Raw genomic sequence first — 13,778 nt, 5'->3', positions numbered from 1 at the left:
GTGCCGGCCATCAAGGTCGGAGGGCGTAGATCCAACGCTGGTCAGAAGCCCCAGAAGTGCAATCAGGCAGTCCGTTCCGGGCTTGGGTCTGCCAGCGGAGGGATTGGACAAACAAAGTTCCCTCCCGATACTGATCGGCAATTCCAAAACCAACCTACTCAGTTGACAATTCAGTTCCCAAAACGAAGTTGATCATAAACTGAGTTGCAGGGTCTGTTTCTTCCTCAGCAGCCAAAGCCTCAAACTGTTGATGTAAAACCGTTCGCCCCCAATCCCGCGTTCCAACAGCAATTTGGACGGCCAAGTCACTATTCCCGGTTAACGCCTCAGACAGGGTTCGTAAGGCTTCTGGTCTTAACCTTGGCTGCGTTGAACCGGCCTCGGTCAACGCGCGGATCAGCAATTTCTTGTCTTCTGACGCCCTTTGTGGATTCTGAAGCGCAAGGCCAATCGCTCTGATTGCAGATGTATTTTCAGCCTCTATCCCAGCTAGGGCCCATTCGTAGCCGTTGAAACCACCGGACTTCAAGGACTTGGCGAAGCCGGAGCGTACGACTGAACGCGCGTGAGGATCAGTTTGTAACCCCAGCAAACGAATTGCAGCCGACCTGTAGGCAAAGCGGTTCAAGTCATTCAACTCGCTCACAATCTGCTCTGTCGAATACCCGCCACCCAAGGGACGCACGCGTGCATACGGCGCAAGGCCGATTTCGACCAATGCCATGTTATGCAGCGCTTGATCCGGGTGCCACAGGTATTCAGCAAAGAACAAAACTCGCTCTGCGCTGTCTCTTTCTCCATAGGCCCACAGCCGACCCGTGGTTTGAAGTTTCTCAAAAAACGCAGTTCGGTCCGGGTTCATCGTGAATATGCGCTGCCATCCCCTTGAAAGACCACGGCCGGCGCTATCCCTGTAAGTCGGCCCATACGTGAGCAGAACGGTTCGCGTCGGATCGGCACGGAATGCTCTGCGCGTAACACTATCAATCAAAAAAGGGATTTCCGGCACAGCACTAAGACGTTCGGGACTTCCTTTAAGGATTTTGCGCGCTGTAAATCTGAATGGATTTTCTGTTGTCGGGCCAGCCAGCACAATGACTTCCGCCGATAGTATGTGATCCGCGATGGATGCGTCCGGCAGGTCTGTACAAACTACACAGGCATATGAAGCCCGAGGCGCAACCAGCCCGAGAATGCATATCAGAATTGCAAGATGCTTTCGCAGCATCGGGCATACAATCTTAATTATCCAGCTTTGAACTGCCATCGGTAAATACAGTTACCAAAAAAGATGGTGTGACGGAATGCTGTCGCATGTCTTTGGTCATCGCGTCGCCCGAGGCTATCGAAACTTCTACGGAAGCGTCACTTGCGGCACGGCGCGCGTAGCTTCACGGGTTTGTTCCGTCCCATCAGCTTTAATGCGGACAGTCAGCGTTTCCGATCCGCTGAAACGGTCGAAATAAGCAAAATCGAACCTGTCCAGCGCGCTCATGTCCTGACATTGAACGACATAGTCCGCCTGAAATTCAGCATGACTTTCGTCGGTCGGCGATCCGCTGGACGCACGGCCCGTATCGTTCTGATCCACAATCTGGTGCATTAGGATCACATTGGCAGAAGTCGTGAAGCATCCTGCTTCGAGCGGGACAACAAACAGGTCAAGCGGCTTGGACAGCTCGGACATCGCGATTGCAACTTTCGTGCGCTCATCGTCGTTGGAGATCGGAGCTTCGAACCCCACGACATCCACGGTTGGCACATTGAGTTTCAGGGAAAACCCGGTCTGGGACAAGACAACATCCAGTCGACCAGCATCACGGTGATCAGGCGTTGTAACTTGCGTCGCTTGCGCCGCAAGAGCTGCGGGGAGCAGGGACATGGCCAAAACAGCACACTTCATCAACCAAACCACCACAAACAGAATCACCGAGTTAATTCTAACGGGAAGCACCCGCCGCGCAATCGCAACCGCCCGCTCCGGCCCTACCAGATATGGGGAGGGTAGCGTCACTTAAACATAGATTCTAAACCTGACAATAAAACTCAGGTTGACATTGTTGACTATTTCAATCAGTTACTCCAAGGCAATACCAGCGGGGCATTCCCGCACGAGTAGATAAGAAAGCACCACTTCCATGACAAAATTGTTTGCTGCAGCCAGCTCTCTGACACTTTGTACAGCGACCGCTGCATTTGCCGCTGACGCGCCCGTGAAAACGGATGTGCTTGAAAACTACGCCAATATTGCCGAAGCGAAATTTGAAGACAGCCTCATTGCCGCGCAGCGTTTGCAAGCATCGGTCGATGCCCTGATTGCCGATCCGTCGGATGACACGTTGAACACAGCCCGTGCGGCATGGATCGCGGCGCGCGTACCCTATCAGCAAACCGAGGTTTATCGCTTTGGCAACGCCATCGTTGATGACTGGGAAGGCAAAGTGAATGCGTGGCCGCTGGATGAAGGTCTGATCGATTATGTGGATGCGGCCTATGGCGGCGCCACCGACGAGAACGAATTCGCCGTATTGAACGTCATCGCCAACCCGAGCTTCGAGTTGTCGGGCATGCCCATTGACGCGAGCGAAATTACCCCCGAACTGCTGAGCGAAACGCTGCACGAGGCCGATGGAATCGAAGCCAACGTGGCAACAGGCTATCATGCGATCGAGTTCCTGCTATGGGGGCAGGATATGAATGGCCACGGCGCAGGTGCAGGCAACCGCCCGGCCACCGACTATGCGAAAGGCGATGACTGCACCGGCCGCAATTGTGACCGTCGCGCCCAATATCTGAGTGCTGCTACCAATCTGTTGGTCACTGATCTTGCCTGGATGGCAGATCAGTGGAAGGAAGGCGGAGCAGCCCGCGCCGCCCTGATGGAGAACGAAGCCGCAGGCATCAGTGCGATCCTGACAGGCATGGGGTCACTGTCTTACGGTGAGCAGGCCGGTGAAAGGATGCGTCTGGGGCTTATGCTGAACGATCCAGAAGAAGAGCATGACTGCTTTTCGGACAACACCCATAACAGCCATTACTACGATGGCCTGGGTGTCCAGAACGTCTATCTGGGCAGCTACACACGCATCGACGGCACCCCGGTTTCGGGCGCGTCCCTGTCGGATCTGGTTGTCGCAACCGACCCGGCGCTGGATACCGAGATGAAGGCGAAACTGGCCAGAACCATGCAAGCATTGGGCAAGATCAAGTCGACCGCCGAAGCGGGGTTTGCCTATGATCAGATGCTGGAACGCGGCAACGAAGGTGGCGAAGCCCTGATCATGGGTGGCGTCAACGGTCTGGTCGATCAAACCAAAACCATAGAACGCATCGTGACAGCACTTGAACTGGACGGGATCGCGTTTGAAGGGTCCGACAGCCTGGATAACCCCAACGCCGTTTTCCAATAACCCCCGAGCGGGCCGGGAAGATCTGTTTCCCGGCCCATATCCCCACCTGATCGCCTGAAAAAACCGAGCCAACGACAATGATTGTCTGCCACTGCACCAACATCTCCGATCATGATATCCGCGCGACCATTGAATGGATGCGATCGGCGGACCCGTAGACAGTAATCACCCCCGGTAAAATCTATCATGCCCTTGGAAAGTCGGCGGATTGAGGCGGGTGCATGCCCCTTTTCCTAGCCACGATGCGGTCAAACGATAGTCTGGAATTACCGATGCAACTCCGCGCCTTGCGTGCCGGAGTAACACAGGAGAAAGCAGATGAAGGGCGATCCAAAGGTCATCGAATATCTCAACAAGTCTCTGCGGCATGAGCTGACCGCGGTAAGCCAGTATTGGCTGCATTATCGGCTGCAAGAGGATTGGGGTCTTGGCCACATGGCCAAGAAAAGCCGCGAGGAAAGCATCGAAGAGATGCAGCACGCGGACAAGCTGATCGAGCGGATCATCTTTTTGGAAGGCCACCCCAACCTGCAGAAACTGGACCCGCTGCGCATTGGGCAAACGCCCAAGGAAACACTGGAATGTGACCTTGCCGCCGAACTGGACGCGCGTGCACTTTATGCCGAAGCACGCGATCACTGCCGCGAAGTGGGCGACTATGTCTCAATGTCGCTTTTCGAAGGATTGATAGCGGATGAAGAAGGTCATATCGACTTCCTCGAAACGCAGCTCGACCTGTACGAAAGGATCGGCGAAGCAAATTATGCGCAACTCAACGCGTCAAAAATGGACGAAGGCGAGTAGCCTTTTTACGCTGTCGGTGGCCGCTTTTGCGGCCGCCCCTGCCCTGTCTGCGGATCTGAAGGATCTGCATCTGAACATCACCCCTCGAACCACGGATGAACGCGCCCGCATCGCCGTCGTCACAGCCCCACCGCAGGACTTCAGCGCACCGCAGCCGTTTGAAGAGCTCTCTGCCGGGGCCGCGACTGTACGAGTGCGCAATGACGCAGATGCGTTTTCACAGCCCTCTGGCAATCTGAGCTTCGATCAAGAGCTGGACTTCAAGGTCGGCAATGGGTTGTTCAAAAAAATCTGGGTCTCGTCGCCTTCCTCCACGCTGGCCTCTGACGGGTTGGGGCCGCTGTTTAACGCACGATCCTGCCAACGCTGCCATATCAAGGATGGACGCGGGCATACCCCGAACGGGCTTGAAGACAAGGCGATTTCCATGTTCCTTCGGATCTCGATCCCCGGAGCGCCAGAAGATGGCTATGCCGAGATCGCAGACTATGTCGCCACCCTTCCCGAGCCCACCTATGGCGGACAGATGCAGGATTTTGCACTAGCAGGGCATCCGGCGGAGTACCGGCTGGATATCTCGTACGAGGAAATCCCGATCGCGTTGTCAGGGGGTGAAACCGCGTCACTGCGCCGCCCAACCTACCGGGCAGCCGACCTTGGCTACGGGCCCCTGCACCCCGAGGCGATGCTAAGCCCACGGGTCGCCCCTCAGATGATCGGGCTTGGCCTGCTTGAGGGGATCCCAGTCGAAGATCTATTGGTCAACGCTGATCCTGAAGATGCGGATGGGGATGGCATTTCGGGTCGTCCCAACATCGTCTGGTCCTTGGAATATGGCGCACCGATGATGGGTCGGTTCGGGCATAAAGCGGGAATGCCGACGATCATGGAACAATCGGCTGCGGCATTTGCCGGGGATATTGGAATCTCCAGCCCACTTTATCCTGCCCCGCAAGGCGATTGCACCGAATTGCAGGTGAATTGCGTTGAAGCACCTCATGGCGACAATGATTTGCGCGGGTTCGAGATTGATCAGTTGGGCATGGACCTGGTGGCCTTCTACAGTCGCAATCTGGGGGTGCCCGGTCGCCGGGATGTAGACAGCCCCGAAGTGCTGCGCGGCAAGGAAGTATTTCACGCCACCGGTTGCGCTTCCTGCCACACGCCGTCGCATGTCACCCACCGCATGGACGACCGGCCCGAACATAGTTTTCAGCTGATCTGGCCCTATACCGATCTGCTGCTGCATGACATGGGCGACGGTCTGGCAGACAATCGCCCCGAGGCCCGCGCAACGGGCCGCGAATGGCGCACACCGCCCTTGTGGGGTGTCGGCCTGACTGAACGCGTCTCGGGCCACACTCAGTTCCTGCATGACGGGCGGGCGCGCAATCTGTTAGAGGCGATCCTATGGCATGGCGGCGAAGCACAAGCTGCACGCGATAGCGTGGTGTCGATGCCCAAACCGGACCGCGATGCCCTGATCCGTTTCCTGGAGAGCCTTTAAACATGCGTTACCTTCCTCTCCTCGCTGCGTTGATAATGCCCGTCGTGTCACTGGCACAAGATCGCGCCCCAATCCTGATGGATGTGACCGAAACGCATATCCTGCCTCGGTTCGACAAGCTGCCAGAGACAACAGGTGCTCTGGTCAGTGCCGCGTTGGTGGATTGCACCCCGACCTCACCCGGGCTGCGTGCCGCATACGATGACGCCTTTGACAGCTGGATTTCCGCCAGCCATCTGCGATTTGGCCCAACCGAGGTAGATGACCGCGCTTTCGCAATGGCTTTTTGGCCCGACACGAAAGGGTTCACCTCCAAGGCGCTGTCGCAACATATCGCCAGTAAGGATGAAGCGGTCCAAAGCCCCGAAGCTTATGCCGAGACGTCAATCGCAGGGCGCGGTTTCTTTGCCCTGGAACAGATGCTGTACGACCCTGCGTTTGCTGATCAGGGCGATGCAGAATACCGCTGTGCTCTGATTCAGGCTATCACGGCGGATATCAGTGCCAACGCACAAGCAATGGCCGAAGACTGGCTGAGCTATGCCCCAAACCTAACCCGACCCGGAGAGGACAGTCGCTATCGGACGCAGGATGAGGCGATGCAGGAGTTATTCAAAGCCCTGTCTACAGGTCTTGAGTTCACCGCCGAAACCCGGCTGGGTCGTCCATTGGGCACATTCGACCGCCCCCACCCCAACCGCGCAGAAGCACGCCGGTCCGAGCGGTCCCTGCACCACATAGAGCTCTCGCTGATCGCCCTGCGCGATCTGGCCGCCCGGCTGTACTTCGATTACCCCGAAATTGCAACCAATCTGGACGCTGCGTTTGCGCGCGCCATCGAGAAAGCCCAATCCATTGATGATCCCGCGTTGGCGGGTGTCGCTGATCCGCAAGCGCGGTTCCGCATCGAGGCCCTGCAACAATCCATTCGCGACATCCGTGCCATTGCCTTCACAGAACTTGGCCCGACACTGGGGATCAGCGCAGGTTTCAATTCGCTGGACGGAGATTGATCAGTGCCGTCACGCCGTCACTTCCTGGCCGGTCTGACCGCAGCCACTCTCTCGCCGATCCGCGGCTGGGCTTCGGTTGGGGCGCCCGACTTTCTGGCTGCAGGGCTGTTTCCCGATGGTTCACATAGGCTGGCGGGTCTGAATGAGCAGGGCGAAACCCTGTTCTCGGTGCCCTTGCCTGCGCGTGGGCATGCCGCCGCAGCGCATCCGTTCAAAGCACAGGCCGTAGCTTTTGCCCGTCGCCCCGGAACATTTGCCGTGGTGGTCGACTGCGCCACCGGCGCGCAGATTGCGCAACTCACCGTTCCTGAGGGCCGCCATTTCTATGGCCATGGCACCTTTTCACCCGATGGTACAACTTTCTTCGCGACCGAGAACAACTATGAGGCCGGAATAGGAGTCATAAGTGTCTGGAACGCGGACAGCTTTGTACGGATAGCAGAGTTTCCCTCGGGTGGCGTCGGACCGCATGACATGCGCTTGATGCCCGATAGGCAAACGCTGGTGATTGCCAATGGCGGGATCCAGACACATCCCGAAACCGGACGCACCAAACTGAACCTGCCGGTGATGGACCCCAATCTGACCTATCTGAGCCTTTCCGGCACTTTTCTTGAGCAGATTTCCTTGCCCCGATATCTACACAAGAACTCGATCCGGCATCTGGCCGTTCGACAAGACGGGCTGGTGGGCTTTGCGATGCAGTGGCAGGGCAGCACGTCTGAACACCCGCCGCTGCTGGGCCTGCACCGTCTCGGCGAAGCCCCGCGCCTGCTGTCGGCCCCCGACAAGGATCAAAGCATGCTCCAAGGCTATGCGGGGAGTGTCGCGTTTTCGGCGGACGGTACGGCCATTGCCATCACTTGCCCGCGCGGCAATGTACTACATCAGTTTGACGTCACCAACGGGACCTTTGCGAATGCCCATGCATTAGAGGATGTCTGCGGCTTGGGTGCAGGGTCAGACGGGTTGGTCTTTACCACCGGAACTGGCTTGTTTGGTACTTTGACCGGTTTGTCCCCTATGATCCGCGCCCACGCACACTGTCAGTGGGACAATCACCTGATACCGATCCGCCACCCTGAGTAAAACTCGGTTTTATTCGTCACTTAGTTTACACTTGGAAGAATCAAACTGCTGCCGTATTGGCGGGCGCGAAACTGGCACCCTTACGTTAAGGATCAACTTGATTGAAACAGACGCCCGATGCACCGCATTCCATCTACGGGATTGAGAAATGGGGCAAAGGCCTCATCGAGGTGACGGATCAGGGCGAGATCGGTCTGCGCAACCCCATGTCGCCAGAGACAGCAGCGATCAGCCTGCTGGGTATTATCAGCGATTTAGATGACCGTGGCATCAAAGCCCCCATGGTTCTGCGCGTGACCTCTTATTTGGAACATGAAATCGCGCATCTGAACGATAGCTTCCGCGAGGCCATCGCGCGTGTTGGGTACAAGGGATCCTATCGCGGCGTTTTCCCGATCAAGGTGAACCAGCAGGCACAGGTCGTCGACCGGATCGTCGAGTTCGGTAAGAAGTACAACTATGGCCTCGAGGCCGGGTCCAAGCCTGAACTGGTGGTAGCCCTTGCGCATCGACTGGCGTCTGAGGCGCTGATCGTCTGCAACGGTGTCAAAGATGCCGAGTTCATCCAGCTGGCGATCCTGTCTCGTAAGATTGGTTTCAACACAGTCATCGTTTTGGAAAGCCCGAAAGAGGCCGACACGGTGATCAAGGTCTACAACGAACTGGGCATCGAACCTCTGATCGGTGTCCGGGTCAAACTGACCAACCAGATCAGCGGCAAATGGGAAGAAAGCTCGGGCGACCGCTCGGCCTTTGGCATGAACACGGATCAACTGGTCGCTACGGTGGACAAGCTGCGCGACGCAGGGCTGTTGCATTGCCTAAAGCTGCAACACTCGCATCTGGGCAGCCAAGTTCAGGACGTCAACGATGTGCGCCGTGCTGTGGGCGAAGCCTGCCGGTACTACACCGAGTTGACCCGTGAAGGCGTGCCGCTGACCCATCTCGACCTCGGCGGCGGCATGGGAGTGGACTATACCGGCGAGAAGAAGGCCGCCGAAAACTCGATCAACTACACGGTCGAAGAATACTGCGCCAACGTCGTTGAAACCGTGGCCTATGCAATGGATGAGGCCGAAATCGACCACCCCACGTTGGTCACCGAAAGCGGGCGCGCAGTGGTGGCGACGTCCTCAATGCTGGTGTTCAACGTGCTGGAAAGCACATTGTATGATGCGCCAAACGGCCCCGAGGTTGAGCCCGATGATCACCACATGGTCTCGGACCTTGCTGCAGTGCGTGGATATCTCAGCAAAGATCGCCTGCAGGAATGCTGGAACGACGCCACCTTCTATCGCAACGAGTTGCGCGCCCTGTTCCGCCGTGGCTATGTCGACTTGCGGCAGATGGCGCGTGCCGAACGTATCTACCTGTCCCTGATGGCGCGTCTCAAGGCGCTTGCTGCCAGCGACGATCTGGAAACGGATGTGGATGATCAGCTTGAGAAAGTGGCCGATATCTACCACTGCAATTTTTCGCTGTTCCAATCCCTGCCCGACGTCTGGGCCATCGACCAGCTCCATCCAATCGTGCCGCTGCAGAGTCTTAACCGGACACCCGACCGCCGCGCGGTGCTGTCCGACATTACCTGCGACAGCGATGGCAAGATTGATCGGTTCATTTTGTCCGACGGCGTCTCGCCCAGCCTGCCGGTGCATTCTCTGCCCGAAGATCAGGAATACTTGATGGGTGTCTTCTTCGTCGGCGCCTATCAGGAAACGCTGGGCGACCTGCACAACCTGTTCGGCGACACAAACGTCGTCACCATCGACCTGCGCGCCGATGGCGGCTTTGACCTGCTGCACGAACAAGAAGGCGACACGATTTCCGAAGTCTTGTCTTATGTCGAGTTTGATCCGCAGGATTGCGTCGCCGCCTTCCGCAAAATGGTGGACGAGGCGATCTCGACCGGTACTTTGAAAGCCAAGGACCGCAAAACCCTGATGAGCGCCTATCGCGACTCGATCAACGGCTACACCTATTACGAATAATAAGGAGACGACCCAATGGGAAAAACACTGGTTGTCGGTGCAGGCGGCGTATCCCACGCAGCCGTGCACAAGATGGCGATGAACTCGGACATCTTTACCGAAATCACCCTGGCCAGCAGGACCAAGTCGAAATGCGACGCCATAGCCAAAGCGGTGAAAGAGTGTGTGGGTGTTGATATCGCCACCGCCGAACTGGACGCCTACAAGGTCGAAGACACAGTCAAGCTGATCAAGGACACCGGCGCGGAAATCCTCGTGAACCTCGCCCTGCCCTATCAGGATCTGGTCCTGATGGACGCCTGCCTTGAGGCCGGTATTCACTACCTCGACACCGCAAATTACGAGCCCGAGGATGAGGCCAAGTTCGAATACCATTGGCAATGGGCCTATCAGGAACGGTTCAAAGAGGCCGGCCTGACCGCCATCCTCGGTTCGGGCTTCGATCCAGGCGTGACCAGCGTGTTTGCCAAATGGCTGAAAAAACACAAACTGGACACGATCCGCCAGATCGACGTGCTGGACGCCAATGGCGGCTCGAACGATCAGGAATTCGCCACCAACTTCAACCCGGAAATCAACCTCCGCGAGGTTCTGGCCGAGGTGCGCCACTGGGAAGGTGGCGAGTGGAAACACTCCCCCGCCATGACCCACAAGGTCGAGTTCGACTTTCCTGCCATCGGCCCCAAGAACATGTATCTGATGTATCACGAGGAACTGGAATCGCTTTCGACCCACTTCCCCGAGATCGAGCGTGCCCGCTTCTGGATGACCTTCGGCGACGCCTATATCACCCACGCAAAAGTGCTGGAAAACGTCGGCATGACCCGCATTGACCCTGTGATGCATGACGGCAAGGAAATCATCCCGATCCAGTTCCTGAAAACCCTGCTGCCCGACCCCGGCGATCTGGGCGCGGAAACCAAAGGCAAGGCCTGCATCGGCGATATCGCCACGGGTCAGGCCAAGGACGGCTCGGGCGAGAAAACCTTCTACATCTACAACATCTGCGACCACGAAGAATGCTACGCCGAGGTAGGATCACAAGCCGTCAGCTACACCACTGGCGTTCCCGCCATGATCGGTGCCGCCCAGGTACTAAAAGGCAACTGGCGTGAGCCGGGCGTGTGGAACATGGAACAACTCGACCCTGATGACTTCATGGATATGCTGAACGAACACGGTCTGCCATGGCAGGTCCACGAACTTGACCGCCCGGTCGAATTCTGACTAACCAGTGGGGATATCGCTCCCCTTCTTCTTGTTCACAAATACGGCGGGGGTCCGGGGGCAGAGCCCCCGGCCTCTCCACAACCCAGAGACGCCGGACATGCCCGACATGATGACCACGCAGGCCGGAGACGCCGGTGCCTTCCGCAATTTCGATCTCAGCCGTGTACCCACGCCTTGCTTTGTCGTCGATGAGAACGCTGTAGAACGCAATCTGCGTATCCTCGCGGATGTCGGCACAGGGTCCGGTGCACATGTCCTAAGCGCGCTAAAGGCGTTTTCGATGTTCTCGCTGGCTCCGTTGGTGCGCCAACACCTCGGCGGCACTTGCGCGTCCGGCATCTATGAGGCCCGCCTGGGTCGCGAGGAATATGGTGGCGAGGTTGCCACCTTCTGCGCGGGATACAAAGACGCCGACATAGATGAAATCCTGTCGCTTTCGGACCACATCATCTTTAACTCTCCGGCACAAAAGGACCGGTTTCTTGCCAGGGCTCAGGCTGCCAAGGTGCAAGTCGGTCTGCGCATCAACCCGGAACATTCCGAAGGCGAAATTCCAAAATACGATCCCTGCGCCCCCTGTTCGCGGCTTGGAACCCCAGTGAGTCAATTGACCACCGAGGCTTTGGCCGGTGTCGATGGCCTGCATATGCACACGCTCTGCGAACAAGGGTTCGAACCGCTTCAACGCACTTGGGAGGCCGTTCAACCCAAAATCGCCCCCTTTATGGGCCAACTCAAATGGCTGAACTTTGGCGGTGGCCATCATATCACCCGTGACGATTATGACCGCGAAGGGCTGGTTGCCTTCATCAAAGCCATCCGCGAGTCCCATGGCGTCGACGTCTACCTCGAGCCCGGTGAAGCCGTCGCGTTGGATGCGGGAATTCTGGTTGGGGAAATCCTCGACCTGCCGAAAAACGGCATGAACCTCGCAATTTCTGATATCTCAGCCACATGTCACATGCCCGACGTGATCGAAGCCCCCTATCGCCCCGCCCTGATGGACGAGGCCGAGGCGGGCCATACCTACCGCTTGGGTGGTCCCTCCTGTCTGGCCGGCGACGTGATCGGCGACTACACTTGGGACAAGCCATTGCAGATCGGTCAGCGGTTCGCCTTTCTTGATCAGGCCCATTATTCAATGGTCAAAACCAACACCTTCAACGGCGTTCCCCTGCCAACCATCGCCTTGTGGAACAGCGAAACGGACGAACTGAAAATCATCAAAAAGTTCGGCTATAACGACTTTAAGGACCGCCTCTCATGAGCATTTTCCTCGATAGTGAACTGACCGAAGCCGAGCGTACCGAGGACGCCCGTTTTCGCGTGATCCCGGTCCCGCTGGAACGCACCGTGTCTTACGGGTCAGGCACAGCCAAAGGCCCCGAGGCGATTATCGAAGCCAGCAACGAACTGGAACGTATCACCGGCCACGCGGAACCCTGTGTCGAAGGTATCTTCACCGAAGAGCCGCTGGATTGCGACGCTGCCCTGCCCAACATCATGGAACGCCTCGCCCAACGCACCGAAGCTGCCGTCCGAGCAGGCAAAGTGCCCGTAACATTGGGAGGCGAGCATTCCCTCAGCTACGGCGCAGTGATGGGCGTGGCGCGCGCGCTGAACCAACCCATCGGTATCGTTCAAATCGACGCTCATGCTGACCTACGCAACGCCTATCAGGGCGAAAAACACAGCCACGCCTCGGTCATGCATCTGCTGGCCGAGGAAGGCATCCGTTTGGCCCAGTTCGGCGTCCGCGCCTTTTCCACAGAAGAAGCCAAAAGCCGTCTGAAAAACCACGTCTTTCACGTGGATGCCGAGGAACTGGTCACCGGCAACATCCACGCAATCGACCTGCCCGAAGATTTCCCCGAGCTGGTCTATGTTAGTTTTGACGTGGACGGCCTGGATCCGTCACAGATGCCAGCGACCGGCACGCCAGTACCCGGCGGTCTGGGCTACTATCAGGCGCTTCGACTGGTCGAACACGCACTGAAGGGCCGCACATGCGTAGGTTTCGACGTGGTCGAACTGGCCCCGGACGGCAATGCCGCCTGGGACTTCACTGCCGCGCAGATCGTTTATCGCCTGATGGCGGCCTGCTAAGCGTCAGAGGTTTCGTTCAACTCCATATGCCCCTCGCCTTTGTTCAGGACACGGCGCAGCATGGGCTCGAAAAACTCCAACGGTTTGGTCGGATAATCCGGGTCGAACGCTTTCTGATCGTATTCGTGACAGAAATAGCGGCAGTCCTCCCAATAGGGGCTGTCGCGGTACTTGTCACGGGCGTTGCGGTCACCGCCGAGGTGATGGTTGTAATAATAGCCCTGAAACACACAGTGATGCTTGAGAATCCAGTAGGTCCGCTCGCTGACATAGGGCTTCATCATCGCCGCTGACAGCTCACCATGGTTGTAGGGTGACAGAATATCGCCAGTGTCGTGGATCAGGGCCGCGACCACCAACTCTTCATCTGCCCCGTCTTCATACGCGCGCGTCGCGGCCTGCAGGCTGTGTTGATAGCGGTTCACGGGATAGGGTGTCCATTCCTCGTCCAATGACCGTATGGCGTCGAGGATGCGGTCAGGCAATGCGGCATTATACGCTTCCTCATATTCCAATACGGCGTCCCAGTCGGCCTTGGTCGCTTCTTCAAAACTAGTCCAGGTCGGCTTGTGGCTTTTATCCAGCATGGTTGTTTCTCCGGCGTGTTTCCTGCCCCGCAGAATACAGC

General features: G+C 57.4%; 12 protein-coding genes and 1 pseudogene. 10 read left to right on the top strand and 3 right to left on the bottom strand.

Features of this window, described 5'->3' with window-relative positions; genetic code table 11:
- Positions 1 to 154 precede the first annotated feature (154 nt).
- Together GOV89_RS15855 and GOV89_RS15850 are read right to left on the bottom strand one after the other, a co-directional pair.
- A complete protein-coding gene (locus GOV89_RS15855) occupies positions 155 to 862 on the bottom strand; it encodes a hypothetical protein (protein WP_171238595.1) in 708 nt (235 codons plus the stop codon).
- Between the two features lie 492 nt (positions 863 to 1,354).
- Complete coding sequence (locus tag GOV89_RS15850; RefSeq protein ID WP_171238594.1) at positions 1,355 to 1,882, bottom strand: DUF2796 domain-containing protein; 528 nt, start codon at positions 1,880 to 1,882, stop codon at positions 1,355 to 1,357.
- 256 nt (positions 1,883 to 2,138) lie between these two features.
- On the opposite strand from GOV89_RS15850, the gene GOV89_RS15845 reads away from it, so the two are divergent.
- From GOV89_RS15845 to speB, 10 genes and pseudogenes are all read left to right on the top strand, one after another.
- Positions 2,139 to 3,410, top strand: coding sequence for an imelysin family protein (locus tag GOV89_RS15845; protein WP_171238593.1), 1,272 nt, complete (start codon positions 2,139 to 2,141; stop codon positions 3,408 to 3,410).
- A 77-nt stretch (positions 3,411 to 3,487) separates the two neighbouring features.
- Positions 3,488 to 3,781, top strand: a pseudogene (locus tag GOV89_RS22895) (bacterioferritin-associated ferredoxin).
- Positions 3,729 to 4,214, top strand: a complete 486-nt coding sequence (gene bfr, locus GOV89_RS15840) for a bacterioferritin (protein WP_171238592.1) — start codon at positions 3,729 to 3,731, stop codon at positions 4,212 to 4,214. Before GOV89_RS22895 ends, bfr begins: the two are co-directional and overlap by 53 nt.
- Complete coding sequence (locus GOV89_RS15835) at positions 4,174 to 5,721, top strand: di-heme oxidoredictase family protein (RefSeq protein WP_171238591.1); 1,548 nt, start codon at positions 4,174 to 4,176, stop codon at positions 5,719 to 5,721. Before bfr ends, GOV89_RS15835 begins: the two co-directional genes overlap by 41 nt.
- Positions 5,722 to 5,723: 2 nt before the next feature.
- The gene (locus GOV89_RS15830; RefSeq protein ID WP_171238590.1) at positions 5,724 to 6,734 is read left to right on the top strand and encodes an imelysin family protein; all 1,011 of its coding nucleotides are present in this window, start codon (positions 5,724 to 5,726) and stop codon (positions 6,732 to 6,734) included.
- A 3-nt stretch (positions 6,735 to 6,737) separates the two neighbouring features.
- A complete protein-coding gene (locus GOV89_RS15825) occupies positions 6,738 to 7,823 on the top strand; it encodes a DUF1513 domain-containing protein (RefSeq protein ID WP_171238589.1) in 1,086 nt (361 codons plus the stop codon).
- 101 nt (positions 7,824 to 7,924) lie between these two features.
- Entirely contained in the window at positions 7,925 to 9,814 is a 1,890-nt protein-coding gene (gene speA, locus GOV89_RS15820; protein WP_171238588.1) for a biosynthetic arginine decarboxylase, read from the top strand.
- A 15-nt stretch (positions 9,815 to 9,829) separates the two neighbouring features.
- Positions 9,830 to 11,041 (top strand): saccharopine dehydrogenase family protein, encoded by a 1,212-nt coding sequence (locus GOV89_RS15815; RefSeq protein WP_171238587.1) that lies wholly within the window; start codon positions 9,830 to 9,832, stop codon positions 11,039 to 11,041.
- Positions 11,042 to 11,141: 100 nt separating this feature from the next.
- Positions 11,142 to 12,311, top strand: coding sequence for a carboxynorspermidine decarboxylase (gene nspC / locus GOV89_RS15810; protein ID WP_171238586.1), 1,170 nt, complete (start codon positions 11,142 to 11,144; stop codon positions 12,309 to 12,311).
- Positions 12,308 to 13,150, top strand: a complete 843-nt coding sequence (speB, locus tag GOV89_RS15805) for an agmatinase (RefSeq protein WP_171238585.1) — start codon at positions 12,308 to 12,310, stop codon at positions 13,148 to 13,150. Before nspC ends, speB begins: the two co-directional genes overlap by 4 nt.
- On the opposite strand, the gene GOV89_RS15800 is transcribed toward speB, so the two are convergent.
- The gene (locus tag GOV89_RS15800; protein WP_171238584.1) at positions 13,147 to 13,737 is read right to left on the bottom strand and encodes an HD domain-containing protein; all 591 of its coding nucleotides are present in this window, start codon (positions 13,735 to 13,737) and stop codon (positions 13,147 to 13,149) included. The two genes, speB and GOV89_RS15800, sit on opposite strands and share 4 nt — an antisense overlap.
- Positions 13,738 to 13,778: the final 41 nt, after the last annotated feature.

Source organism: Ruegeria sp. HKCCA5763, assembly GCF_013034545.1.
Lineage (GTDB): Bacteria > Pseudomonadota > Alphaproteobacteria > Rhodobacterales > Rhodobacteraceae > Ruegeria.
Note: the sequence above shows the minus strand (reverse complement) of the source record. Positions and strands in the feature narration are given on the sequence as shown.